General features: G+C 38.9%; 23 protein-coding genes. 13 read left to right on the forward strand and 10 right to left on the reverse strand.

The features are described 5' to 3' along the window. The first annotated feature begins 383 nt into the window (after positions 1–383). The 3 genes from guaB to BMX11_RS09775 all read left to right on the forward strand — a co-directional run bounded on the left by guaB (position 384) and on the right by BMX11_RS09775 (position 5,819). Positions 384–1,853 carry an IMP dehydrogenase gene (gene guaB, locus BMX11_RS09765; RefSeq protein WP_090883835.1) on the forward strand — a complete coding sequence of 490 codons (1,470 nt, stop codon included), beginning with the start codon at positions 384–386 and terminating at the stop codon, positions 1,851–1,853. 716 nt (positions 1,854–2,569) lie between these two features. Next, the gene (locus tag BMX11_RS09770) at positions 2,570–5,149 is read left to right on the forward strand and encodes a TonB-dependent receptor (RefSeq protein ID WP_090883836.1); all 2,580 of its coding nucleotides are present in this window, start codon (positions 2,570–2,572) and stop codon (positions 5,147–5,149) included. A 208-nt stretch (positions 5,150–5,357) separates the two neighbouring features. Then, complete coding sequence (locus BMX11_RS09775; protein ID WP_175474521.1) at positions 5,358–5,819, forward strand: MaoC family dehydratase; 462 nt, start codon at positions 5,358–5,360, stop codon at positions 5,817–5,819. Positions 5,820–5,894: 75 nt separating this feature from the next. Here the strand turns inward: BMX11_RS09775 and BMX11_RS09780 are convergent, their stop codons facing one another. Continuing rightward, entirely contained in the window at positions 5,895–6,338 is a 444-nt protein-coding gene (locus BMX11_RS09780) for a DUF2721 domain-containing protein (RefSeq protein WP_090883838.1), read from the reverse strand. A 690-nt stretch (positions 6,339–7,028) separates the two neighbouring features. On the opposite strand from BMX11_RS09780, the gene BMX11_RS09785 reads away from it, so the two are divergent. The 5 genes from BMX11_RS09785 (at position 7,029) to BMX11_RS09805 (ending at position 12,924) form a co-directional block, all read left to right on the forward strand. Continuing rightward, the gene (locus tag BMX11_RS09785) at positions 7,029–8,657 is read left to right on the forward strand and encodes an acyl-CoA carboxylase subunit beta (RefSeq protein ID WP_090883839.1); all 1,629 of its coding nucleotides are present in this window, start codon (positions 7,029–7,031) and stop codon (positions 8,655–8,657) included. Between the two features lie 132 nt (positions 8,658–8,789). Beyond that, positions 8,790–9,746, forward strand: coding sequence for a thioredoxin-disulfide reductase (gene trxB, locus BMX11_RS09790; protein ID WP_090883840.1), 957 nt, complete (start codon positions 8,790–8,792; stop codon positions 9,744–9,746). Between the two features lie 189 nt (positions 9,747–9,935). Further along, entirely contained in the window at positions 9,936–11,846 is a 1,911-nt protein-coding gene (locus BMX11_RS09795) for a beta-N-acetylhexosaminidase (protein ID WP_090883841.1), read from the forward strand. 57 nt (positions 11,847–11,903) lie between these two features. Continuing rightward, positions 11,904–12,506 carry a hypothetical protein gene (locus tag BMX11_RS09800; RefSeq protein ID WP_090883842.1) on the forward strand — a complete coding sequence of 201 codons (603 nt, stop codon included), beginning with the start codon at positions 11,904–11,906 and terminating at the stop codon, positions 12,504–12,506. Positions 12,507–12,540: 34 nt separating this feature from the next. Then, positions 12,541–12,924, forward strand: a complete 384-nt coding sequence (locus BMX11_RS09805; protein WP_090883843.1) for a diacylglycerol kinase family protein — start codon at positions 12,541–12,543, stop codon at positions 12,922–12,924. Here BMX11_RS09805 and BMX11_RS09810 read toward each other — a convergent pair. The 3 genes from BMX11_RS09810 to BMX11_RS09820 are packed head-to-tail and all read right to left on the reverse strand — an operon-like array spanning position 12,907 to position 14,586. Next, complete coding sequence (locus BMX11_RS09810) at positions 12,907–13,467, reverse strand: DUF922 domain-containing protein (RefSeq protein ID WP_090883844.1); 561 nt, start codon at positions 13,465–13,467, stop codon at positions 12,907–12,909. The genes BMX11_RS09805 and BMX11_RS09810 overlap by 18 nt on opposite strands. A gap of 35 nt (positions 13,468–13,502) precedes the next feature. After that, positions 13,503–14,102, reverse strand: a complete 600-nt coding sequence (locus BMX11_RS09815) for a hypothetical protein (protein ID WP_090883845.1) — start codon at positions 14,100–14,102, stop codon at positions 13,503–13,505. Then, a complete protein-coding gene (locus tag BMX11_RS09820; RefSeq protein ID WP_090883846.1) occupies positions 14,089–14,586 on the reverse strand; it encodes an RNA polymerase sigma factor in 498 nt (165 codons plus the stop codon). Before BMX11_RS09820 ends, BMX11_RS09815 begins: the two co-directional genes overlap by 14 nt. Before the next feature lie 160 nt (positions 14,587–14,746). On the opposite strand from BMX11_RS09820, the gene BMX11_RS09825 reads away from it, so the two are divergent. From BMX11_RS09825 to rpmA, 4 genes are all read left to right on the forward strand, one after another. Continuing rightward, positions 14,747–16,123, forward strand: coding sequence for a dicarboxylate/amino acid:cation symporter (locus BMX11_RS09825; protein WP_090883847.1), 1,377 nt, complete (start codon positions 14,747–14,749; stop codon positions 16,121–16,123). Positions 16,124–16,278: 155 nt separating this feature from the next. After that, on the forward strand, positions 16,279–16,713 hold the full coding sequence (locus BMX11_RS09830) for a hypothetical protein (RefSeq protein WP_245738628.1): 435 nt from the start codon (positions 16,279–16,281) through the stop codon (positions 16,711–16,713). A 272-nt stretch (positions 16,714–16,985) separates the two neighbouring features. After that, positions 16,986–17,297 carry a 50S ribosomal protein L21 gene (rplU, locus tag BMX11_RS09835; protein WP_090883849.1) on the forward strand — a complete coding sequence of 104 codons (312 nt, stop codon included), beginning with the start codon at positions 16,986–16,988 and terminating at the stop codon, positions 17,295–17,297. A 52-nt stretch (positions 17,298–17,349) separates the two neighbouring features. Continuing rightward, on the forward strand, positions 17,350–17,751 hold the full coding sequence (rpmA, locus tag BMX11_RS09840; RefSeq protein ID WP_090883850.1) for a 50S ribosomal protein L27: 402 nt from the start codon (positions 17,350–17,352) through the stop codon (positions 17,749–17,751). Positions 17,752–18,456: 705 nt separating this feature from the next. On the opposite strand, the gene BMX11_RS09845 is transcribed toward rpmA, so the two are convergent. The 6 genes from BMX11_RS09845 to BMX11_RS24650 all read right to left on the reverse strand — a co-directional run bounded on the left by BMX11_RS09845 (position 18,457) and on the right by BMX11_RS24650 (position 25,156). Next, entirely contained in the window at positions 18,457–19,431 is a 975-nt protein-coding gene (locus BMX11_RS09845) for a polyprenyl synthetase family protein (protein ID WP_090883851.1), read from the reverse strand. Positions 19,432–19,474: 43 nt separating this feature from the next. Further along, complete coding sequence (rnr, locus tag BMX11_RS09850) at positions 19,475–21,607, reverse strand: ribonuclease R (RefSeq protein ID WP_090883852.1); 2,133 nt, start codon at positions 21,605–21,607, stop codon at positions 19,475–19,477. A gap of 92 nt (positions 21,608–21,699) precedes the next feature. Next, complete coding sequence (locus BMX11_RS09855; RefSeq protein ID WP_090883853.1) at positions 21,700–22,731, reverse strand: sialidase family protein; 1,032 nt, start codon at positions 22,729–22,731, stop codon at positions 21,700–21,702. Between the two features lie 9 nt (positions 22,732–22,740). Continuing rightward, complete coding sequence (locus BMX11_RS09860) at positions 22,741–24,444, reverse strand: ABC transporter ATP-binding protein (protein WP_090883854.1); 1,704 nt, start codon at positions 24,442–24,444, stop codon at positions 22,741–22,743. After that, the gene (locus BMX11_RS24645) at positions 24,444–24,800 is read right to left on the reverse strand and encodes a ribonuclease H-like domain-containing protein (RefSeq protein WP_317040112.1); all 357 of its coding nucleotides are present in this window, start codon (positions 24,798–24,800) and stop codon (positions 24,444–24,446) included. The genes BMX11_RS09860 and BMX11_RS24645 overlap by 1 nt, the downstream gene beginning before the upstream one ends. Further along, on the reverse strand, positions 24,767–25,156 hold the full coding sequence (locus BMX11_RS24650; protein WP_245738629.1) for a 3'-5' exonuclease family protein: 390 nt from the start codon (positions 25,154–25,156) through the stop codon (positions 24,767–24,769). Before BMX11_RS24650 ends, BMX11_RS24645 begins: the two co-directional genes overlap by 34 nt. A gap of 235 nt (positions 25,157–25,391) precedes the next feature. On the opposite strand from BMX11_RS24650, the gene BMX11_RS09870 reads away from it, so the two are divergent. Then, positions 25,392–25,898 carry a DUF1579 domain-containing protein gene (locus BMX11_RS09870; protein ID WP_090883855.1) on the forward strand — a complete coding sequence of 169 codons (507 nt, stop codon included), beginning with the start codon at positions 25,392–25,394 and terminating at the stop codon, positions 25,896–25,898. The last annotated feature ends 138 nt before the right edge of the window (positions 25,899–26,036 follow it).

Consider the following 26,036-nt stretch of genomic DNA (forward strand, 5'->3'; position numbering starts at 1 on the left):
GGTATCAAGTATCAAGTATCAAGAATCAAGTATTGAGTATCAAGATGTAAGTATCAAGATGTAAGACTGTCCAAAAAGAGCAAACAGCAAAGAACAAGGAGCAAAGATCAATGACTAACGCCAGGCAAATAAAGCTTAAGTATAAAAAAATCTAAACAAGCATTGATTAGGGAACAGATAACAAGATTCGGAGCTTAGTATTGAAGAATTTACTACAGTTTATTCTGATATTTTATTTGGCCCTGGTAACACAAAACCTTTCATACTTAACTTTATCAAAGTAATCCAATTTTCATTTAGATGTAAGAAGTTAATTCGTGTTTTAAAATTCCCTAATCTTTTGTATCTTTGTCCGGCAAATAATAAATCCTAATTTATTTGCTATGCAACTCGATTCCACAAAATTTATTGCCACAGGTTTAACTTACGATGACGTACTTTTAGTACCCGCATATTCGGAAATTTTACCCCGTGAAGTAAATACATCCACTTTTTTAACTAAAAAAATTAAACTTAATGTTCCATTGATTTCTGCTGCAATGGATACTGTAACAGAAGCCGAGCTTGCTATTGCCATAGCGCAAAATGGTGGTATTGGTATGTTACATAAAAACATGACGATTGAAAGACAAGCGAATGAAGTTCGCAAAGTTAAACGATCAGAAAGTGGAATGATCCAAGACCCTGTTACCCTTTTAGAAACTGCCGTTGTTGCCGATGCTTTCAAAATTATGAAGGAACATAAAATCGGAGGTATTCCGGTGGTAAGCAGCGACAATAAATTAGTAGGTATTATTACTAATCGCGATTTACGTTTTCAAAAAAATATGTCTCGCCCCATTGCAGAGGTAATGACTAAGGAAAATCTGATTACTGCACCTGAGGGTACAAACCTGGTACAGGCAGAAGAAATTCTTCAAAACTATAAAATTGAGAAACTTCCAGTAGTTAGTAAAGATGGATACCTGAGTGGTTTAATTACATTTAAAGATATTTCAAAAGTTAAAAATTATCCTGCGGCTTGTAAAGATGAGCGTGGCCGTTTACGTGTTGGTGCTGCGGTTGGTGTAACAGCCGATACACTTCAACGTGTTGATGCATTGGTTCATGCCGGTGTAGACGTGATCACTATCGATACTGCTCATGGTCACTCTAAAGGAGTTGTTGATAAATTGAAAGAAGTTAAAGCTAAGTATCCTGATCTACAAGTGATTGTTGGTAATATTGCAACAGGTGCTGCTGCTAAATTTTTAGCTGATGCGGGAGCTGACGCGGTTAAAGTAGGTATTGGTCCGGGTTCAATTTGTACCACCAGAATTATCGCCGGAGTTGGTGTTCCGCAATTATATGCTGTTTACGAGTGTGCTAAGGCTTTGAAAGGTACTGGTGTTCCGGTAATTGCCGATGGTGGTATAAAACATACAGGTGATATTGCAAAGGCAATTGCATCTGGTGCAAGTACTGTAATGGCGGGTTCATTATTTGCCGGAGTGGAAGAGTCTCCAGGTGAAACCATCATTTATGAAGGACGTAAATTTAAATCTTATCGTGGAATGGGCTCAATTGAGGCCATGGAGCAAGGTTCTAAAGACCGTTATTTCCAGGATGTAGAAGACGATATTAAAAAATTGGTTCCTGAAGGAATTGTTGGTCGTGTTCCGTTTAAAGGTACCTTAGCAGAGGTAATGTATCAATATATTGGTGGTTTACGTGCCAGTATGGGATATTGTGGTGCAGCAAGTATTGAGGCATTACAAGAAGCTCAATTTGTTCAAATTACGGCTGCGGGTATGCGTGAGAGTCATCCACATGATATCACGATTACTAAAGAAGCACCAAATTATACAAGATAGAAGTGGGAAAGCCAAAAGAATAAAGCTGAAAGCTTAAGGGATTTGGCTGAAAGTAAAATAGGGCGGGGCATCGGTAACGATAGCCCCGTTTTTTTATATCATCGAATATCCTGAATGCCTGGTTAGTTTGAAAAGCCAGTTCAGAAGCACCTAAATAAGGTTTGTTCCTGCTCCGCTTTACTGCGTGCCCGCTTCAATCAGGTTTATATGGCTAATTTAATGCAACTATTTACAGTATTCTATAGCGTATTTCCTTGCCATCCTAAACCCTATAGTAATGGATAACCCACAGGTTGTCGCAGGAGAGTCCGGACTAATTTCAAGTAAGGTTTTTAAGGCAGCAGCCCTTACATTCCAAACCTTGTTCCTCCCATCTCAATTAAAGTAAGCAGGCGCTTTGGTAAAACTCCGGACTTCAGGACTCCAGGCTCCTGACTGATTAACGGGGATTAGTAATGAATAGCGGGGCCGGACCTGGCCAAAAGTGGTGATATGATTTACGTGATGATCTCTATAAAATAAAATAGCGAAATAAAATTTGGCAGTTGCTTTTTTTTAATATATTTGTCGACTAAATCCATAGATTTAATATAATTACCATGAAGTCATTTAACCAAAGCTTAAGAAAATGTTGTTGTTGCTGTCGAAACGCCCAATTAAAACCCTTTCGAACGAGGTAATAACTAACTGTCTAAACCAAATACACTAAACAAATCATGAAGAAAAGTATACTCATTTTATTTTCGCTACTCATAACTACGAGCTTTGTTTTTGCTCAAAACACTATAAAAGGAATTGTAAAAGGAAATAACGGCATCACGCTTCCACGGGCAACGGTAAAGGTGAGGGGCACCAACGAGAAAGTAATTGCAGACGATAATGGAGCCTTTACTATTGCAACAAAACAAACACCACCTTTCTATATTCAAGTAAGCTCAATCGGCTATAAACCACAAGATTTTCAAATATTAAAACTTCAGGAAACACCTATCGACATAGTATTGGTGGAGGATGCATTACTGGATGAAATTGTAGTAACCTCAAGAAGACGTTCTGAAGTATTACAAGATGTGCCTATTCCTATCACCGTTATCGGAGGTCAGGCAGCAGAGAACTCTGGAGCTTTTAATGTTAATCGTTTAAAAGAATTGGTTCCATCCGTGCAGTTATACGCATCGAATGCCAGGAATACAACTCTTAATATTAGAGGTTTGGGTTCTACATTTGGCTTAACCAATGATGGTATTGATCCGGGAGTAGGCTTCTATGTAGATGGTGTTTATCATGCTCGTCCGGCTGCAACTTCTACCGATTTTCTTGATATTGAACAGATCGAAGTAATTCGCGGTCCTCAGGGAACTTTGTTCGGTAAAAATACAACCGCAGGTGCATTTAACATTACCACCACAAAACCTACTCAAACGCCAAGTGCAAAAGTAGAGGTTAGCGTTGGTAACTATAATTTTATCCAGGCCAAAACATCGGTATCGGGAGGAGTAGCCAAAAATTTAGCAGCGAAAATCTCCATTTCAGGTACTCAGCGCGATGGTACGATCTGGAATACCAGAGAAGAGCGCAGATATAGCGGACAAAACAATTTAGGTTTTAAGAGTCAGTTATATTATACTCCTTCAGACAAGTTAAAAATATTATTGAGTGGTGATGTGAGTATTCAGCACCCTGCCGGATATCCATTAGTTATTGCAGGTGTTACTACAACAGAAAGAAGTGCTTACCGCCAGTATGCCCGGATTGTTTCAGATTTAGGTTATCAACAGCCTAAAATTGATCCTTTTTCGAGAGAAATCAACACCAATACGCCCTGGAGACATAATCAATCTATTGGCGGTATCTCTTTAAACGTAGATTACAAAATTGGTAACGGAACACTAACCTCTACTACAGCCTGGAGATTCTGGAACTGGGATCCTACCAACGATCGTGATTTTTCAGAGTTAGCGGCCTTAACAAAATCCCAGGGTAACTCGCGTCATGATCAATATTCGCAAGAAATCAGGTATGCCGGAAATATCACTGATAAATTAAGTGGTGTGATTGGTGTATTTGCCCTTAGCCAGAATTTGAAAGGACTTGATCAAACAGAAGAAGTGGGCAAAGATCAATGGAGATTTGTACAAACTGCTAATACCGGTTCGCAGGCACTGTATTCTACTCCGGGGTTATTAGATGGCTTCGGTATTAAAACCAACTCTACCATTAAATCTTTAAGTACAGCGGTATTTGCTCAGGTTGACTGGGAATTTTTAACTAACTTCCACGTTTTACCTGGATTAAGGTTTACTTATGATAAAAAAGATGTGGATTACAACCGGAATACTTATGGTGGTTTACAAACTACTGATGCAGCATTATTAGCCCTTAAAGCAGCTGTTTATGCCAATCAACAATTCGTTACCAGCACAGAAAACAATAATCTTTCAGGTAACTTAACGGTTTCTTACAGACCTAACATTAATCTGAATATTTACGGTACATTTTCTACTGCATACAAACCAGTAGGGGTTAACGTAGGCGGATTACCAACTACCTCAACAGGAGCGGCAGACTTATCTTTGGCAGTAGTAAAGCCTGAATATGTGCAGCACTACGAATTAGGTCTTAAAACCCGTCCAATTAAAGGTGCTTTGTTAAACGTAACAGCTTTCAATACGGATATTAAAGATTATCAAACCAATGTACAGTCGCCACAATTGGGTGTGAACAGAGGTTATCTTTCCAATGCAGAAAAAGTAAATGTAAAAGGTTTGGAAATTGACGGAACCTATCAATTGGAAAGATTTTTAACCTTAAACGCTGCAGTAGCTTACCTGGATGGTAAATATGTTACCTTCACTAATGCGCCATTACCGTTAGAAGAAACTGGACACACCGAGTTGGTTAATGGTGTTGCCACTCAGGTAGCATTTAAAGATGCATCGGGAGGCAGGTTGCCTGGTATTTCTAAATGGAATGTATCTGGAGGTGCAGAATTTAGTGTTCCAGGGAATTTAGCTACAAGAACTGGAAGATATTTTGTTGCGACCGATGCGAGTTACCGTTCTACTTACTCTTCAAACCCAACACCTTCGAGCGTATTAAATGTGCAAGGTTATGGTTTGGTAAATGCCAGATTAGGCTTTAAATCAGATAAGGTATCCATTTTTGTTTGGAGCAGAAATATTGGTAACAGAAATTATTATGAGCAATTACAGGCAGCAGCAGGTAACTCTGGTTTATACGCTGGTGTGCTTGGCGATCCACGAACATATGGTGCTACCTTCCGTTATTCATTCTAAGCTGATTAATCCATTAGATTATTAGCAAAATAATAGAAAAATTCTCTCTTATATTTGGTTCAAAGGGGCGATGTGATGTCGTCCTTTTATTTTTTTGTAACAGCTTTGTGCAAAATTAAAATTTAGTAAAAGCTATTTAAAATATTAACTTCGATGATTATTAAGGGCTATTTAGCATTTTTACACTAACATAATTTCATAAAAAATCATGCAAATCATTACTAATCACGCAGAGTTTGAGCAACATCTAGGCAAAGAATTAGGCGTATCTTCATGGCATACCATAACACAGGATCAGATCAACAATTTTGCCAATGCAACTTTAGATCACCAGTGGATACATGTTGATGAGGAAAGGGCTAAAAATGAGGGGCCATTTGGCGCTACCATAGCGCATGGTTATCTTACCTTGTCGTTAATTCCTTATTTGTGGAAAGAGATCGTAGAAATTAAGAATCTTAAAATGGAGATCAATTATGGAATTGAAAATTTAAGATTTGCACAGCCCGTTACCGTAAATAGCCAAGTGAGATTAAAAGCTAAACTTGCCTCAATTATCAATCTGCGTGGCGTAACTAAAGTAAATATGGCTATTGAAATGGAGATAGAAGGACAAAAGAAACCAGCTTTTAGCGGTGAAGTTGTATTCTTATATCACTTTATTAGCTAATTCATCGATAATTGTTATTGTAAAAGTGCTGAAAGGATCATCTTTTCGGCACTTTTGCATTTATGCCTGCTCTATTTAGTCTTTTTTAAATTTCTTTTTAATAAAACCACTGAGTGAGGGGTCTTCCAGATCTTCTAATGTACTCAGTTCTAACTCTAATGCTTTTGTGCTGATTTGGATTTCGATTAACGAGATGATGAGTGAAATCATAAAGAATACCAAACTCAATGCAAAAAGTATTTCGGCTACAATTGGCTTTTCCAAATAGATAAAAAACATGCAAAATAAGCAACTGGCAAAACTCAATACGCCGTACGCCTGCATATTTTTAATCAGCCGCAGGCGATACCGTAAATTCTTAATTTGCTTCTGAAGCCCCGAATTTTTATCGCCATCTTCATACTTGGCTTTTAAACTTCTTACTAAACTTGCCAGCGCCAGGAAACGATTGGTATAAGCCAGCATAATTAAGCTAATGGCCGGGAATAGTAGTGCAGGAATATTTACGGTTAGCTCCATGTTTCGTATTTACTCAAAAATATTATTTTAATTGGATAATCGGATAGAAAATGATTTTAATACAGCTGATGCTAGTTGGCTATCTCTGTGTAGTCCGTGTAATTCCTCTTTCTCTCTGTGGTTAATCTCTTTGCGTAAAACCTTGCGCGCTTTGCGGTTAGTGGGATCAAAACTTATTTTTCTTATATAGTTCGATACTTTTTTACCATTTAAGGCATGTAAGTTCATTATAATAACCACCCCCGCCACCACACAGTCACCCGCACCCCCTCCTTGAAAAAAGTAAGGGAGTTGGAATCTCGATACTTTCTCAATGCTTTACGTTTTTTAGCCACGGAAACACGGAATGCACGGAGAAGGGGACTACATGTTCATTGCTTTGTGCACGCACCAATAGCGAAGCTATCTTTGTGTACTCCGTGTAATTCCTCTTTCTCTCTGTGGTTAATCTCTTTGCGTAAAACTTTGCGCACTTTGCGGTTAAAATTGAATCTTATTTTTCTTCTATGGCTTATATGGTTAAGATTATTACGCCTTACACCCAAATCTGGTTGTAGCGTCTCGCTACCACCTCAGATTAATAGTTTTACCACCAAGTTGCAAAGTTTCAAGAAGATTCTATGGATCTCAGTAGACCAGAAACCATTTTGGTCGGGTTTGTTTTTGCAAAAATAAATTTAAATTGCCTGGATGAATATCGAATTCAATAAAAATGAGGATGTTAACAAGCAGCTGGTTTATGAGCTGCGTACTAAACTCAAGAAAATATATCAGGGCGGAGGGGAAAAGAATGCCGCCAAGCAAAAGGAGAAAGGAAAATTATTGGCTCGTGAGCGGATAAAGTACCTTATAGATAAAGACTCGGCTTTTTTAGAAATTGGAGCCTTTGCTGCCGATGGGATGTATGCGGAGCAAGGTGGTTGTCCCTCTGCTGGCGTAATCTGTGGAATCGGTTATGTGAGTGGCAGGCAATGTATGATTGTTGCCAATGATGCGACGGTTAAGGCAGGAGCCTGGTTTCCGATGACGGCCAAAAAGAACTTGCGCGCACAAGAAATAGCGATGGAAAACCGTTTGCCGGTAATTTATTTGGTAGATAGTGCAGGCGTGTACTTACCCATGCAGGATGAAATATTCCCTGATAAGGAACATTTTGGTCGCATGTTCCGTAACAATGCCATTATGTCTTCAGAAGGCATGGTTCAAATTGCGGCTATTATGGGCGCTTGCGTAGCAGGTGGAGCTTATTTGCCCATTATGAGCGATGAAGCTATGATTGTGGAGGGTACAGGCTCGGTTTTTTTAGCGGGATCTTATTTGGTTAAATCGGCTATAGGTGAGGATGTGGATAACGAGACATTGGGCGGGGCCACTACACATTGTGAAATTTCTGGCGTAACAGATTACAAGCATCCTAACGATGAGGCATGTTTGGAAAGTATCCGAAATATCATGAGTAAACTCGGCAGGCCGGAAAATGCAGGTTTTGATCGGGTTAAACCTGTTGCCCCGAAATTCAGTGTAGAAGAAATTTATGGAATACTACCTGATAACAGAGAAAAGCCTTACGAGATGATGGATATTATTAACCGTTTGATCGATAATGCAGATTTTGAAGAATATAAAAAGGGATATGGACAAAGTGTTGTATGTGGTTTGGGTAGGATAGATGGTTGGGCGGTAGGTATCGTGGCCAATCAACGTAAAGTGGTGAAGTCGAAAAAAGGCGAGATGCAGTTTGGTGGCGTGATTTATTCAGATAGCGCAGATAAAGCCAGTCGTTTTATCATGAACTGTAATCAGAAAAAAATTCCGTTGGTTTTTCTTCAGGATGTAACTGGATTTATGGTGGGTAGTCGCTCTGAACATGGGGGTATTATAAAAGATGGTGCTAAAATGGTGAATGCGGTGGCGAATTCTGTAGTACCCAAGTTTACTATCGTTATTGGCAATTCTTATGGGGCAGGTAATTATGCGATGTGTGGAAAAGCTTACGATCCCCGCTTAATTTATGCCTGGCCAACAGCTAAAATAGCTGTAATGGGAGGGGCACAAGCTGCAAAAACGTTGTTGCAAATCCAGGAATCAGCTTTAAAGGCCAGGGGAGAGGAAATTACAGCAGAGAAGGAGGCTGCCTTATTGAAAGAAATTACCGATCGTTACGATTCACAGACTACACCTTACTATGCAGCGTCCAGGCTTTGGGTAGATGGTATCATTGATCCCACAGAAACGAGAAAGGTGATTTCTATGGGAATTGAGGCCGCAAATCAATCTCCAATTACCAGGAAGTTTAATGTCGGGATAATTCAAACCTAAGGACTGTAACGCGATGATAATGGTCTGATGTTAATAAGTAAACTATGTTGACAATGCAGGCTTGTACACCAATAATTAATCTCTTAAATTTGCTCTGCAATTAAAATTATCAAACTCAAACACACAAATATAATGTCACAAGAAAACGAACACGTAGAGTGTTTAATTATAGGTTCTGGTCCTGCAGGTTATACTGCGGCCATTTATGCTGCAAGAGCTGATTTAAAACCGATAATGTATACTGGTATGCAGGCAGGTGGTCAGCTTACACAAACAACAGATGTAGAAAATTTCCCAGGTTATCCTCAAGGCATTATGGGCCCGGAGATGATGGAAGATTTCCGTAAGCAAGCAGAGCGTTTTGGTACCGATATCCGTTTTGGTTATGTAAGTTCAGTGGATTTCTCTTCAGCACCCCACAAAGTGGTTGTAGATGAAATTAAAACGATTACTGCTGATACCGTGATTATTGCTACGGGCGCTACAGCAAAATGGTTAGGCTTACCTAGTGAGCAACAATATAATGGTTTTGGTGTATCAGCATGTGCTGTATGTGATGGTTTTTTCTTTAAGGGACAAGACGTAGCCATTGTTGGCGCTGGAGATACAGCTGCTGAAGAAGCAACTTATTTGGCAAAACTTTGTAATAAAGTACATTTATTGGTTCGCAGGGATGAATTCAGAGCTTCGAAAGCAATGGTTGCCCGTGTTTTAGCTACTCCAAACATCGAAGTACATTACAATACCGAAACTCAGGAGATTTTAGGTAATGGAAAAAATGTAACTGCAGTAAAGGTGATTAACAATAAGAGCAATATCACTTCAGAAATTCCTGTTGAAGGATTTTTCGTAGCTATTGGTCACAAACCAAATACAGATATTTTTAAAGGACAGTTAGAAATGGATGAAACGGGTTATTTATTAACTAAGCCTGGTTCTACCTTAACCAATATAGAAGGTGTTTTTGCCTGTGGTGATGTTCAGGATATGTACTATCGTCAGGCAGTTACTGCCGCTGGATCTGGCTGTATGGCTGCATTAGATGCCGAAAGATATTTGGCTGCCAAAGAGCATCCGGTTGAAGCTTAATGCTTTATTAAATTGACTACAATAAAGGCTCCTCTGATGAAAATCTTGGAGCCTTTCTCTTTTTATGCGCTTTTGACATCTAGGCAAACGTTTGATTTTAATTGTAACAAAAATGTGGGGCATAGAATCTTTTAACAATCTCTATCTTGGTCATACTAAAACAAAATTTAACCTTAAACTTCAACACAAATGAACAAAGCATTATCGATTTTTATTGGTGTATTAATCAGCTCCAGCGCATTTGCACAGCGTGATCCCAACCTGGGGATAATCCCTGCACCGGTTTCAGTTACTAAAAATGCGGGGACCTTCCTTTTAGACAAAACAGTTGTATTGGTACACCAGGATGCCGATGACGCAAAAATGGGCGACCTTTTGAATGCATTTATTGTAAATAAAGCAGGTTTCGCACTAAGAGAATCAAAAACTGCTGGTACTAACCAAAAGACAATTGTCTTAACCTCGGTTGGAGCCGATAAATTACCTGCAGAAGGGTACACCATTAAAGTAACACCTAATCAGATTGTTTTAACGGGTAAAGGAGCAGGTCTTTTTTATGCTGTAGAATCTGCCATGCAGATGATTCCAGAGAAAACCGGCGACAAAATTGCTATTCCTGCGGTACTTATCAATGATTATCCACGCTTTAAATACCGCGGAACGATGTTGGACGTAGGCAGACATTTCTTTCCGATTTCTTTTATCAAGAAATATATTGATCAATTGGCCTATTACAAAATTAATACCTTTCACTGGCACTTAACAGAAGATCAGGGCTGGAGATTAGAGATTAAGAAATATCCAAAGTTGACAACAATTGGTTCATCCCGTAATGGAACAATTATCGCTCATCATCCAGGAGAAGGCAATGACCAAACCCCGGTGAAAGGATTCTATACACAAGAGGAAGCAAAGGAGATTGTTAGATATGCAGCAGAAAAATACATCACGGTTATTCCGGAGATAGAATTGCCTGGTCACGCTTCGGCAGCTATTGCTTCTTACCCTGAATTGAGTTGTTTTCCTGATCGCGATACATTCGTAGCCAATAACACACCATGGGCAGGAAGCAGAAAAGGAAAGCAAGTACAACAAACCTGGGGCGTTTTCGACGATATCTTTGTGCCTTCAGAAAATACCTTCACTTTCTTACAAGATGTTTTGGACGAGGTAGTCGCTATTTTCCCTTCAAAATATATCCACATTGGTGGAGATGAAGCACCGAAAACTTACTGGAAAGAATCGCCTTTTTGCCAAAACCTAATGAAGGAAAAGGGGCTGAAGGATGAGCATGAATTGCAAAGTTATTTCATCCACAGAATAGAGAAATACTTAAACGGTAAAGGCCGTTCTATTATCGGCTGGGATGAGATTCTAGAAGGTGGTTTAGCGCCTAATGCAACAGTAATGAGCTGGAGAGGTGAAGCAGGAGGTATTGCTGCGGCTAAAGAAAATCATGATGTGATTATGACTCCTGGTTCTATGGGCTTGTATATTGACCATAAACAATCTAACTCTCCTGATGAGCCGGTAACCATTGGTGGTTTAGCTCCATACCAGAAAATCTATGCTTACGATCCGGTACCGAAAGAATTAACCGCAGAGCAAGGTAAACATGTTATTGGTGTGCAAGCAAACCTTTGGACGGAATATGTAAAAACAACGGCAAAAGTTGAAAATCATGCTTTCCCACGTTTATTGGCATTATCTGAAATTGCGTGGACACCAGTAGCTAAAAAAGACCTGAAAAACTTCCAGGAAGACAGACTTCCGGTACATTTGGCCCGTTTGGATAAAAAAGGACTTAATTTCTGGGTACCTACGCCAATTGGTCAAAGTGAAAAACCTTTAACTGGTGGAGATTTCACGTTAGAATTGAAGGTTCCTGTGGTTGGTGGTAAAATTTACTATTCTCTTGACGGATCTCGTCCATCTGAAAATGCATTTTTGTACACTGCGCCAATTAAGGTAACTGTACCACAAGGAGAGAAAAGAGTTTTAAGAACAATTGTGGTTGCTCCTAGCGGAAGAAGAAGTGTTATTACCGAAACAATTTTAAATAATGGCGCACCTGAAGTTAAAGCAGAAGCTAAAAAATAATCCCTTTGGATAAAAAGCTAAATTTCTTATTTTGGTGGAACCAAATGTCCCCAACAAATGAAATTAAAACGATATACTATGCAGCACCTCATGTTAATGACTGGGGTGCTGTTTTGTTTTGCCTGTACAGAAGAGAAGCCACAAACCTTGCAGCCAGAGGTTGTTAAAGTTCAGAAAAATCCTTTTCCTTTTTATCGAAGCATTGAGATTAAACCCGGGCTTAGCTTTGAAATTTTAAGCTGGGGTAAGGGGGTAGATTCTATTGGAGGATACCAGATCCTGATGTCGGATTCTACCAGGAATAACTACCGTTCTGAATCTGCAGAGCGAAATGGGATAATGACCGATGCCTGGAATATGGATTTGGATAACGATGGTAATCCTGAGTTCTATATTCAATTATTGAGCAAGAAAAATGTTTCGGATTTAAATGTTTACGAGTACGCTGGTGGTAGCTTTAATAAGATTAGCTTTCCTTCCTTAACTTCAAATCAGAAAAAAGGATACCAGGGAAATGATAAGTTTTTTATTAAAAACGGAGATTTATTTCGCTCCTTCCCGGCAAAAGATGAGCAGGATTCGACCAAAACCATTACTAAAACCTATCAGTATAGACTAAGTGGAAATAGCTTTTCTACCACTGAGGTTAAACCTGAATAATAAATATTATTAACCGGAATAAGCAAGCGACAAGATGGATAGAAGAGATCAGAAGTTTTCGGTTACAGATCGGCTTAAAAGCTTTAAATATGCCTTTAGCGGTATAAGGCTATTCTTTGTGGAGGGCCACAATGCTCGCATCCACTTGTTGGCAGCTGTATTGGTGATAGCTATATCCTTTTATTATAACATTAGCCATTTGGAGTGGATGGCAATCCTATTTGCTGTAGCACTGGTTTGGGTAACAGAAATGATTAATACTGCCTTGGAAACGCTATCAGACGTGGTTTCTCCAGTCCATCATCCAAAGATTAAGATTGTTAAAGATATCGCGGCAGGGGCGGTTCTAATTGCGGCAGTTGCCGCGGTAATTGTAGCCTTGCTTATTTTTCTTCCAAGGCTATTTCCCGGTGTTTAAGGCTTCTAATGATTCGTTCATCTTATCTTCAATGATTTCATCCCATCTGGCCTGCATTTTATGATTGCTGCCATGCTCGGTCTCTTCATCATAGTTACGTTGCATCGTGTCAAAAAAGTTGCTGATCTCATTAGCCAACTGAGAAATTTGTGCTTTATAGTTTTTTACCGAATAGGTTCTGTTTTTTAGCACCCTGTCTGCTTCTAAAAGCAATATGTATTGAATGTTCACGTGGCCCTGTTCATGGTGAAGCAAGCTTGCCCTCACTTCCGGGTTTTTAATTTTATCCCACTTTACCCACGATCGATTCTTATCAATGGAAACCTGATTGTTGAGCTTAATTTCTACCCGGTTGCGGTAAACAGTAGAATTATAGCTGTAACGCCAGGTCATGGCTGTTAAGGCATAGAATGGAGAATTGTTATCAGGATTTCCTTTAAAATGGGTATCCCAATCGAGCTGCACCGGTTTGCTGAAATCCTGTTTAAAGGATAAAAACGGCAATGCAGTTAATGCAAATAATAGACAGGCAATTTTTTTCATGTGTTTTTCAAGCAATGAAAAAATCGTGCCTAAAATTAGTCCGGCATTGAAATCTGTTCGCTCAGGCGTTCAAATTTTTCTATTAATAAGGCTATTCTTTCCTTTTCACGTTTGATTACGGCTTTTCTTAAAACAGTAGAACAGAATAAGATCCATAAGAAAGTAAGTCCTACGGCCAATATTTTTTGAACGGTACTAAAGAACGATAAGATTTCGACGAAATAGAAAACTATACCGAGAGATAGGGCTATGGCATAAAACCAATAAAGCGAGTTGTATAGTTTATAACGGTTAAGCTGGTAGGTTTTTAGATTATTAAGGTATTCATGCGGATGTGCTGTAAAATCACTTTTAGTGATCAATCTATGGTCGCGGTAAAGAATTAAAGTATATACGCCAATAGCAATGATGGTAATGCTTATCCCCACATGGGTAGTCCAAGATTCGAAGTGGAAGAAAATCCAAAGTGCTGCAATGGATAGGAATGAGGCTAGCATTGCAATAATGTTTAGGGCCGATTTTAGCTTCAAGCCACCGACTTCTTTTTTTACCTGTTGCAACATTTCATCAGCAGAAACTTTTACTTCTACCTCGTGCTTCTGCCACAACTCCTGTATTTGATCAAACGCTTGCATATTGGTTATATAGTTCTGTTAATTTTTGTTTAATTCTGTGGATTTTCACTCTTAAATTTCCTTCGCTAATTCCTGATATATCTGCTATTTCATGGTAGGGTAATTCATCTAATACCATGGTGATGATCAAACGGTCGTTTTCTTCCAGTTTTGATATACATTTATAAAGTAATGCAACCTGTTCATTCTTTTCAGAAAATTCTTCTATTTTATTCTCAATAATATTGTCGGTTAATTCGTCTTTAGCCTGTCTTTTTTCTGATCTTAAGTAGGTTAAACACGTGTTTACCGCAATTCTATAAATCCAGGTAGAGATAAGCGATTTGTTTCGGAACTTATCGAGATTTTGCCAGACTTTTAAAAAAGTTTCTTGCAAAAGATCGTTTGCTGCATCAGTATCGCCAGTATAACCATAACATAAATGGAATATTTTTTTGGAATTTGAATCGAAGATCTGCTTAAATAACTTGTCTTTTTGTTCCATTTATGGGGTTAATAATTGCTTTTTAGATGAGAGATTAAATAGTTTGTTACAAAAAAATAAAAATAAGGTCGTTTTTTAACAGTGCTTAAAATCAAAATTTGTTACACGCCGTAAATATCGTAGTTTTACCAAATTAACAAAGCCAGAAACTTTTTTATTCATGAAGAAAAACAAACTTACGCTCTTTATTTTTATTGCGCTGGTTGCAGGTATTGGTTTGGGGTATATTTTAAATGTCAATTCTATTGATGTTTACAACCAAAAAATACTCAACGCAGATGCTAAAGTTAAAAGTGTTGAAGTGAGTATTGCCAAGCTTGGAGATACTACTAGCGCAGTCTTTACCCAATTAAAGGCTGAGAAAAAAGAAAACGCCAAAATCAAAAAGGAGAATGAAGAAATCAGGGAGAAGAAATTAGAGTATTTTACGCTCTTGAGTGATATTTTTCTGCGATTGATTAAAATGATTGTTGCTCCATTGGTTTTTACCACATTAGTTGTGGGGGTAGCTAAAGTAGGAGACATTAAAGCTGTAGGCAGGATCGGTATGAAAACATTAGGCTGGTTTTTGGCCATGTCGCTTATGTCTTTAGTATTGGGATTAATTCTCGTTAACTGGTTTAAGCCTGGGGTGCATATGAAATTGCCATTGCCAGATCAGCTGGTTAATACAGGAATTCAGAAAGCGGCCATGAGTGTTAAAGATTTTATCACGCATGTTTTTCCAAAGAGTATTGCCGAATCTATGGCTACCAATGAAATTTTGCAGATTGTAGTATTCTCATTGTTCTTTGGGGTTGCTACTGCAGCCATTGGCCCGGTTGGCGAAATCGTTATTAAAGCTTTTGATGCGATTGCACATGTTATTTTAAAAATGACGGGGTATGTGATGAATTTTGCTCCTTTAGCAGTATTTGGCGCTATGACAGCTATTGTAGCTAAACAGGGTTTAAATGTGCTTAATACCTATGCCATATTTATCGGAGAGTTTTATCTCGGCCTCGCGATCCTTTGGAGCATATTGATCTTTTTAGGTTTCCTCGTACTGAAGAAACGTGTTTTCAGATTGGTGAATGATATGAAGGAACCTGCAGTTTTGGCTTTCAGTACGGCAAGTAGCGAGGCTGCTTATCCTAAAACAATGCTTTTACTGGAGCGTTTTGGCTGTAAAGATAAGATTGTAAGTTTCGTTCTTCCTTTGGGCTATTCTTTTAATTTGGATGGTTCTATGATGTATATGACCTTTGCTTCTTTGTTTATTGCACAAGCTTATGGAATACATTTAGGGTTTGAACAGCAGATTTCCATGTTACTTATTCTGATGTTAACCAGTAAAGGGATTGCAGGTGTACCAAGGGCATCTTTAGTAGTTATTGCAGGAACAATTGCGAGTTTCAATATCCCGGAAGCTGGATTAGCGCTGTTGATAGGTATTGATCCTTTATTGGATATGGGACGTTCGGCTACTAACGTAGTTGGTAACAGCATTGCAACAGCGGTTGTAAGTAAGTGGGAAGGGGAACTTAAGGACTCTTAAGTCATAGCTTCGTTATCATTAGTCATTAGTGTTGGATTTCATTCACCCATGCTATAATTTTATCATTCATTCATTAATTAAATAGAAAAGTGTCAAGTAGAGGAAAAAAGATTTTTTTAGCATTAACAATAGTAGTTCCTTTTATCATTTATTGTGTGATATATTATAGGCCAATACTAAAGAATGCGCCATTTAGAAAGGCAGATTTTGTGTCGATGCAATATAAGTGGGGGGTAAAGGATACACTTGAAAATGAATATAATTCTGTAGATGGAAAATACCAGTATGTGAATAGCCGTGATTCATTAATCAGCAAAAAAGTTTTCTTAAAGAATGATGATATTCTATACCTGCACAGCAAGGCCAATGAAATTGGTTTATGGAATTTCCCAGATACCATAGGGGTAAAGAGTGCGAAATCGATGAGTATTCCACGTTATGATATTACTTTTAATTACAAGGAAAAATCTAAGCATGTGGTTATTTATGGTGATTTTGATGGGAATCCGAAGCTGTTGGATGCGGCTATGCAGATGAGAAAGGTGATTGAAGAAACATTGAATCAGGCGGAGAAGAGGTCGGGGAAATAAGCCTAATCCAAGTCTTGATACTTGATACTAAATACTCGATACTTGAATCTCGATACCGTTTTTGAAACATTAAGGAGTTAAGGGAAGGTAAGGCGGTCGTCATTGTTCTTTGCTCTTTGCTCCTTGCCTGGTCTTGATACTTGATACTTGAATCTCAATACTTGATACTAGTTCCAAAAAATAATTTTACTCAGGTGTTTGTGTCTTAATTGTTTTTGTTCTATATTTGCACCTCGTTAAATAAAAAGTTAAAAAAAATAAATATTTAAACAATGTACGCAATAGTAAATATAGCAGGGCAGCAATTTAAAGTTGCTAAAGACCAGCACCTTTTTGTACACAGATTACAGGGAGATGAAGGCGCTAGTATTGAATTTGACAATGTATTGTTGGTTGATAACGGTGGTAAAATCTCTGTAGGTGCTCCTGCAGTTAAAGGCGCTAAAGTTTCGGCTAAGATCGTGTCTCATTTAAAAGGTGATAAAGTAATTATTTTCCACAAGAAACGTAGAAAAGGTTATAAAAAGAAAAACGGTCACCGTCAGTCTTTTACTAAGATCCAGATCTCAGATATCACTTTATAATTAATTGTTAACCCCATAATCTGCCTTTGGGTAGGTTACAAAAGATAAAAACATGGCACACAAAAAAGGAGCCGGTAGTTCGAAGAACGGACGTGAATCGCACAGTAAGCGTTTGGGTATTAAAATTTTCGGTGGTCAGGAAGCTATCGCTGGAAACATCTTAGTACGTCAACGCGGAACTAAACACCATCCAGATAAAAACGTTGGTTTAGGAAAAGACCACACTTTATTTGCTTTAATTGATGGTACAGTTGTTTTCAAAAAGAAAGCTGATAACAAATCATATGTTTCTGTACTTCCAGCTGTTGCAAAAGCAGAGGTTGTAGAGAAAGTTGCTAAAGCACCAGCTGCTAAAAAAGAAGTTGTTGCTGAAGAAGCTCCAGCTAAAAAAGCACCTGCTAAAAAAGCTGCTAAAAAAGACGAAGCTACTGAAGAAGCTGCAACTGCAGAATAATCAAGTATCTCATCATACAGAAAATGCCCTTTGATTAATTTCGAAGGGCATTTTTTTTGATCTGATTTATGGTGGGAGATGGATATTGAGGTCCTAGCGAGACGCTACAACCAGAGTTTGGTTGTTAAACCGCAAAGCTCATAAAGTGGAAGGCACAGAGCACACAAAGATAGCGAGGCGCTATAGCCAGCATTGGTTTTTTGCCACGGAAGCACCGAAATTACGGAAGGAATATTCTAATCGTGTAATAAGGTGCGTTAAGGCGCGCACAAGATGGTGTATGTTAAGGTCGTAGCGAAGCGCCACAGCTAGGGTTGGGTATTTAACCGCAAAGCTCACAAAGTGGAAGGCACAGAGCACACAAAGATAGCGAGGCGCTATAGCCAGGATTGGGTTTTTGCCACGGAAGCACCGAAATCACGGAAAGAATATTTTATTGTATAAGAAGGCGTGTTAGGGGCGCATAAGATGATGTGTTTTAAGGTCGTAGCGAGACGCTACCAATGCTATTAAGTTAAGCAAAATGGTGTCAGTCTGAGCTTCCCGATGTGAAATCGGGACAAGTAGTCGAAGACCTTCTTAATAAGGAGAAAACTAAAATGAATTGCCCTTCGACAGGCTCAGGATGACAATACATTTTAGTTTTCTCCTTAATTTAACAGCATTGGAGACGCTACAACCGGGGTTATTTAACGGGAGTACAAGCTAATACTCCCTGGCCATCAACAAATTGGTTAGCTCGAGTAAATTCTCTTTAGCGGAATCATCCACTTGTATCTGTTCAAAAACAGTCAATGCTTTTTGCAGATATGCATCCATACTATTTCTTGCAATGTCCTGAATATTGAGATTGCTATATACTTGCTTTATAGCAGCTACCTTTTCTTGTGGATCAAAGTTCTTTTTGTTTAGCCATTCTTCTAAAGTTGCCTTGTTTTCACCTTGCGCTAAGGTTAAAGCCTCTAGCAGTAAGAATGTTTTTTTGTTGGCAATAATATCGCCACCCACTTGCTTACCGAATTTCTCCGGGTCGGCATAAACATCTAAAATATCATCTTGCAATTGAAAGGCAATCCCAATATTTTCTCCAAATTGGTAGAGCAAATCAGCATCCTTTTTATCAGAATTAGCAATGATTGCACCCAATTTAAGTGCGCCACCTAATAATACAGCAGTTTTTAAGCGAATCATATTGATGTATTCGTCAATGCTTACATCGTTACGTGATTCAAACTCCATATCCAATTGTTGTCCTTCGCAAACTCCCTGAGCAGTCTCATTGAAAGTATCCAAAACGTCTTTTAAGAAAACAGGATTTACTTTCGCCAGATTCTTGTTGGCTTCCACCATCATTACATCACCACTCAGAATGGCGGTATTGGTGCTCCATTTCTCATGTACAGTGGCTTTCCCTCTTCGAAGTGGTGCATTATCCATAATATCGTCGTGTACCAAGGTGAAATTATGGAAGACCTCTATCGCCATAGCAGCATGGATTGATTCCCGGGCATTTCCGCCGAAAAGCTCAGTGCCCAATAAAACCAGTAAAGGTCTAACTCTCTTCCCGCCAAGATTGATAATATAGCTGATGGGTTCATAGAGCTGTTTAGGCTGATCTGGAAATTTTAAATTTTGAATTGCTGTATCTAAAATCTGCTGTAATTCTTCTGTTGTATGCATTTAATTCTTCGGGTACTGTAATTGAGCCGCAAATATCTGATTTTTAATTTTGAATCAGCGTAAAATCTATCTGTCGTTTAGAAAGATCTACTTTTTTTACACTAATCATCACTTCATCGCCCAATTGGTATTTTTTCTTCTTCCTTTGCCCTACAATGCAGTAGTTTTTCTCGTCGAGTACATAGAAATCATCAGAAATGTCGCGTAAGCGTACCATTCCCTCACATTTATTCTCTTCAATTTCTACGTACATGCCCCATTCGGTAACCCCGGAAATTATTCCTTTATATTTAGTGCCAATATTATGTTCTAAATATTCGGCTTGTTTATATTTGATGGATGCTCTTTCTGCCTCAGCGGCTCTTTTTTCCATAGCCGAAGCATGAACGCAAGCAACTTCGTAAGCTTCAGCATCTGCTGATTTTCCCCCGTCTAAATAGCTTTGTAAAAGCCTGTGGGCCATCACATCAGGATATCTACGGATAGGAGAGGTAAAGTGGGTATAATAATCAAAAGCTAAACCGTAATGGCTTGTTTTTTTGGTAGAGTAAATCGCTTTGGCCATAGAACGGATGGCAAGGGAAGTAAGGATATTTTGTTCCTTTTTACCTTCTACATCGGTCATTAAATAATTCAATGATTTGGCAATTTCTTTATCTGATTTGGTGTTAATTTTATAACCAAAACGGGAGGCAAAAACGGCAAAGGTGTTCAGTGTTTCCATATTTGGAGAGTCGTGTACACGATAAACAAACGTTAGCTTGTTTTTACCCTTCACTTTTTTAGCAATGAATTCGGCTACTTTGCGGTTCGCCAAAAGCATATAATCTTCAATCAGCTTGTGCGCATCCTTACGTTCTTTCACATAAACGCCGATTGGCTTACCGTTTTCATCCAGCTTGAATTTCACCTCGGTACTTTCAAAGCTGATGGCCCCATTTTTAAACTTACGATCGCGTAAGATATAGGCCAATTCATTGAGTTTTAATATTTCTGCAGCATGGTCGCCAGCTTTATTCTCAATTACTTCCTGTGCCTCTTCATAAGAGAACCTTCTATCAGAGTGGATAACTGTTCTGCCAAACCACTCAGATTGGATATTGGCTTCGTCATCCAGTTCGAACACTGCCGCAAAACACAATTTGTCTTCATGCGGGCGTAATGAGCATACGCCATTACTTAAGCGCTCTGGAAGCATCGGAATTACCCTGTCTACCAAATAAACAGAGGTTGCCCTGCTGTAAGCTTCTTTATCCAAGTCAGTTCCCTGGATTACATAGTGAGATACATCGGCAATGTGAACGCCTATTTCATGATTCCCATTAGGTAATTTTTGATAAGATATGGCATCGTCAAAATCCTTGGCATCAGCAGGATCGATGGTGAAAGTAAGTACTTTTCTAAAATCTTTACGTTTAGCTATTTCATCTGCAGGAATTTCTTCCGGAATGGCATTGGCTTGCTTTTCTACTTGTGGCGGGAATTCTAAAGGGAAACCATATTGCGCTAAAATAGCATTCATTTCCGTATTGTTCTCGCCTTGGTTACCCAATACATGTTTAACTACGCCTATAGGGTTTTTAGCACCCTCAGGCCAGTCTGCCAGGCTAACCAATACCCGTTGACCATTCTTTGCGCCATGGATATCACCCAGTGGAACAAAAATATCGTGCATCATCTTCTTATCGTCGGCGATAACAAAGGCGAAACGATCAGACACTTTGATCACGCCTGTAAAATCAGATTTTGCCCTTTTAATGATCTCCACAACTTCTCCATCATTTTTGCGGCCGCTTTTTTTAGCAAAAACATAAACCTTAACGGTATCTCCATGAAGCGCATTTTTCAGCTTGCGTGGCGCAACGAAAACATCTTTTTCGAATTCATCTTCCGGAACAATGTAAGCTGAGCCATCGGCAGTCATATCCACACTGCCGATGATAAAGTTCTTCAGTTCCTTTAGCTTATACTTGCCTTTTTCTGATTCAACGAAAATACCCGTTTGTTTACCTTCCTTTAAAATCTCCAGAATAGTTTCTCTGGATTCCTGATCTGTTAGGTTTAATTTAGCGGATACTTGTTTGTAATTGAGCAATTGATTGCCGTTTTTTTCAAAAATATCGCTAACCAGTTGATTAAGAACTAATTTTATGTTGGATGATTTTTTCTTTGCCATAAGCTTAACTGAATTTACCGAAGATACAGAAAAGACGCAAAAAAGCTTGTTTTTAGCCGTTAAAATGTGATCTGTATGATATCATAAACAGACTAGTCTAAACGTAGTTTGAAGAATTTTATCTTTTTACGCAGGGAGGTATAGCTGGCATAAACTGATCCATCTGCAGCCTGAATAATAGCGGGGTAACTATATTCTCCACTTTGGTGGTTTTCAAACGTATAAATATCTTTCCATGTTTTTCCATCGGTGGAAATGGCTAATTTCAATACCGAGCGACCTTCCCACCAGTTTTTTCCTGCCGAAAGGGGATTATAGATTAGCAGCTGTCTGCCATCTTTTAAGCTAACCGCGTCACTGCCAGAGTTAGGATTGGGGAGTGAAGTTGCTTTTAATTTAGACCAGGACAAACCATTATCAGTAGACCAGCCCTCTACAATTACATTTTGCCTGCTTCGGCAAAGGAGTTGTAATCTTCCATCGGGATAGGTTAAAATTGAAGGTTGGATCACTCCAAAAGTGTCGCAATCTATGTTGATCTTTTTCCAGTTTTGACCTTTACTGTCGGTTTGTTCCAAATGAATATTCCATGTTTTTTCATCTAAGCTTTCGGTGCTGGATGGATAGAGGATGTTACCAATGGTTAATTGTACAGGCTTATTCTTGATGGGCCCCAGGAAAGTTTCGGGTAATTTTTGAGCTGCAGACCAGGTTTTGCCATTATTTTTTGAAGTTTTATACACCGCCCACCACTCGCGGGGATTAGGGCCGATTTTGTAGTGGAGGTACAATGTACCGTCTTTGGCTTTGAATAAAACAGGATTCCAGCAAGGGTATCTCAATTTATCATTTTGCACTCCATCTGCAACCTGAATGGGAGTACTCCATTTTCCTTTTCTGTTTAGAGCTGTCCATATGGAAACATCTTTGCTCCCTTCATGTTTACCACCAAACCAGGCGGCCATGATTTCACCACTTTTCAATTCAACGAGAGTAGAAGCATGGCAAGCTTCAAAAGGAGCCTGATTAAAAACATACTCGGATTGAATTACGTTAACATCCGTTTGTTGGGCTTGTACAAATAAATTAACAGATAAAAGAAGGGATAGGATGATATATTTCATAAATATTAGCTAGCTTTTTGGGATAGCATCGATTAGTTTTTGAGTGTAAGCGGCTTTAGGTGAATGAAAAATTTGTTCAGGAAATCCGAGCTCTTCGATTTTACCCTTATTCATAACTATAATTCGATCGGAGATGTGTTTTACTACAGCCAGATCATGGGAAATAAAGATATAGGTTAGTCCGAATTCTTTTTGAAGGTCTTTAAGCAGGTTTAAAACCTGAGCCTGTACAGATACATCCAGGGCAGAAACAGATTCATCGCAGATGATGAATTTAGGTTGAAGGGCTAATGCTCTCGCAATAACTACACGTTGTCTTTGTCCACCGCTAAGCTCATGCGGATAACGGTTAAAGTGCTCTTCTTTTAATCCCACTTTATCTAAAAGCGCCAGTACCTTTTCCTTTCGGATGGTATCATTTGGGTAGAGCTGATGTACGATTAAAGGCTCCATGATAGATTGTCCTACGCTAATTCGTGGATTTAATGAAGCATATGGATCCTGGAAAATGATCTGTATATCTTTGCGAAGATTTCTCAGCGCTGTTTTCCCTATGTGAGTAATGTCTTCTCCGATAAAGTAAATCTGCCCGGATGTAGGCTCTATTAATCTTAATATCGTTCGGCCGAGTGTTGTTTTTCCGCAGCCTGATTCGCCCACCAGTCCTAAAGTTTCGCCTGGATAAACCTCGAAGGTTAGATCATCAACCGCTTTTACAAAATCCTTTGGCTTTCCAAATAAACTGTTATTTATGGGGTACCATTTACATAGGTTTTTAATTGATAAGAGCGGTTTTTGCTGATATAGGAAATCTCTTCTTTCCTCAATTTCCAGTGGCGTAATCTGATTAGTAGATTTTAAGTGCGCCGAGGCATCATCAATTTTTCCGGTAAGGAAATCGGCTACAATGGGTAACTTTTTAAGTTGAAGCTGTGGTGATGGTCGACAAGCCAGGAGGCCTTTGGTATAAGGATGTTGAGGGTTTTCGAAAATTGATTTTGCTGGACCTTGTTCTACAATTTCTCCTTTAAGCATTACGGCAACTTCGTCGGCAATTTCATTTACTACTCCTAAATCGTGAGAAATAAAGATCATGGCCATATCCCGTTCTGTTTTCAGCTTAAGTAACAGTTGCAGAATGTTTTTTTGAACGGTAACGTCTAAGGCAGTGGTGGGTTCATCAGCGATTAAAAGCTTTGGATTACAACTCAATGCCATTGCAATCATTACCCGTTGCTTTTGCCCGCCAGAAATCTGGTGTGGATAGCTGTCAAATATTTTTTCCGGACGCGGGAGTTGCACTTCTTCAAACAAGGCAATTGTTTTTTCTCTCGCTTTCCTTTTACTTACATTTTGATGGAGGATTATGGCTTCTGCCACCTGATTTCCACAAGTGAATACTGGGTTTAGCGAGGTCATCGGTTCCTGGAAGATCATTGAAATATGGTTCCCCCTAAAGTTTCTTATCTCTTCGCTACTCAATTTGAGCAGGCTGATTTGAGCGAAATTTATATCGCCAGAAATTTTTGATGAGCGCTCATCATGCAGGCGCATTATGGAAAAGGAAGTAACTGATTTGCCTGAGCCTGATTCGCCTACAATGCCTAAAACATGGCCCGTTTTTACTTCAAAATGGATGTTTTTAACGGCTTTGAACCAGGTTTTATCTTCCTGATTGAAAAAGTCTATGCTTAAATTATCTACATTCAACATTAGGGTACAATGGTAATGTTATCTGGCGGAATTATTTCCATTCCTTTGAATTTTAACAAAACCTGTGCGGTTGTAACGACATCTTTTTGACAATACACTACAATTCGCTCTAAATTTTCTTCTTCATAATAAACTTGTCTTACCTGACTGCCATCTATATCGTCTTTTGGTGTGGGAATATCGAAAATAGCTGCCAGTAAGCTCAAAGAAGTATAATGTTTATAATCGCCAAATTTCCAGAGTTCCATGGTGTCGAGGTGGTTTACTTCCCAGGGTTTTTTACCTGCAAGTTGTAACTGAACAGGAATATCAAGGCCGTTAATTAATAATCTGCGACAAAGGTAGGGAAGTCGAATTCTTTGCCGTTATGGGCACAAAAACATAAGCTCGGACTTTGCTTATTCATTAATGCCTGAAATTGTTGCAGGATTTCTCTTTCATCATGCCCGGCAAATGATTTTACCCGTAATTCATTTGTTCCATTGTGGATATTGAAAATACCCAGGCTGATGCAAATGACCTTTCCAAATTCAGCAAAGATACCTGCACGTTCATAAAACTCATCGGGATCTTGATCTTCTTTTCTCTGGTGATGGGTTTTCTGCTCCCAAAGGTATTGGAGATGGGCTGGTAATTCACTGTAGTGTGGATACTGAGGCACAGTTTCAATATCCAGAACCATTACTTGATTGAGATCTAACGTTTTAAGCATACAACAAGATAAGCAAAAATTAGTGCTGAGTCAAGGATGAAGGAGAGGAGGGACATAGCGGCTGTTTTTGTTTCGAAAGTCTAAACCTTTGGACTTAAATGTGCTTACGTTTCGTATGGAATAAAAGTTTAGCAAATGTATTTTTCACCATTTAAGTCAAATAAGAAAAATGTAAGCGCTGGCGATTTCTTGGTCTATCACTTTTATCACATAGCAATTTTAATTAAGTTTGAATATGGCAAAAAGTAAATTGGAGCAGTCTTTAACAGATGGTGCACATAAATTATTAACTCACTTAGTAGGTTCATGGGCAGGAGCAACCAAAACCTGGTTTGAAAAAGATGTACTGGCAGATGAATCGCCCATGAGTGCGGAAATTTCTCCATTATACGACGGACGTTTTATTTCCTACGATTATCAGGGAAGTTTAGAAGGGAAACCTTTTGAAGGAAAAATGATCATTGGTTTCGATATCCCTTACCAACGGTTTTCGGCCAGCTGGATTGATACGTTCCATATGGGCACTCAAATTATGCTTTCCAGTGGTGAGAGTGGCGTGATTAAAGATAATGGCTTTGCTATTTTAGGTTCTTATGGAAGTCCGGAGTATGGCGCAGCCTGGGGTTGGAGAACTGAAGTTGAAATAATTAGCGCCGATGAGATTGTTTTTACAGCCTACAATATTTCTCCAGAAGGAGAAGAAGCGAAGGCAACGGAGACGATTTATAGAAGAAGGGGGTAAAAAAGTCGGAGGTCGGAGGTCCGGGGTCCGAAGCCAGGGTGCATAGCAGTTAATTGTTTAATTGTGGAACTGTTAAATTGCTTAATTGCTCAAAAGCATAAAGACCAAAGCTTAAAGCGAATCTCTCTTGGGCTTCTG

Source organism: Pedobacter rhizosphaerae (assembly GCF_900111155.1).
In the GTDB taxonomy this organism is placed as follows: Bacteria; Bacteroidota; Bacteroidia; order Sphingobacteriales; family Sphingobacteriaceae; genus Pedobacter; species Pedobacter rhizosphaerae.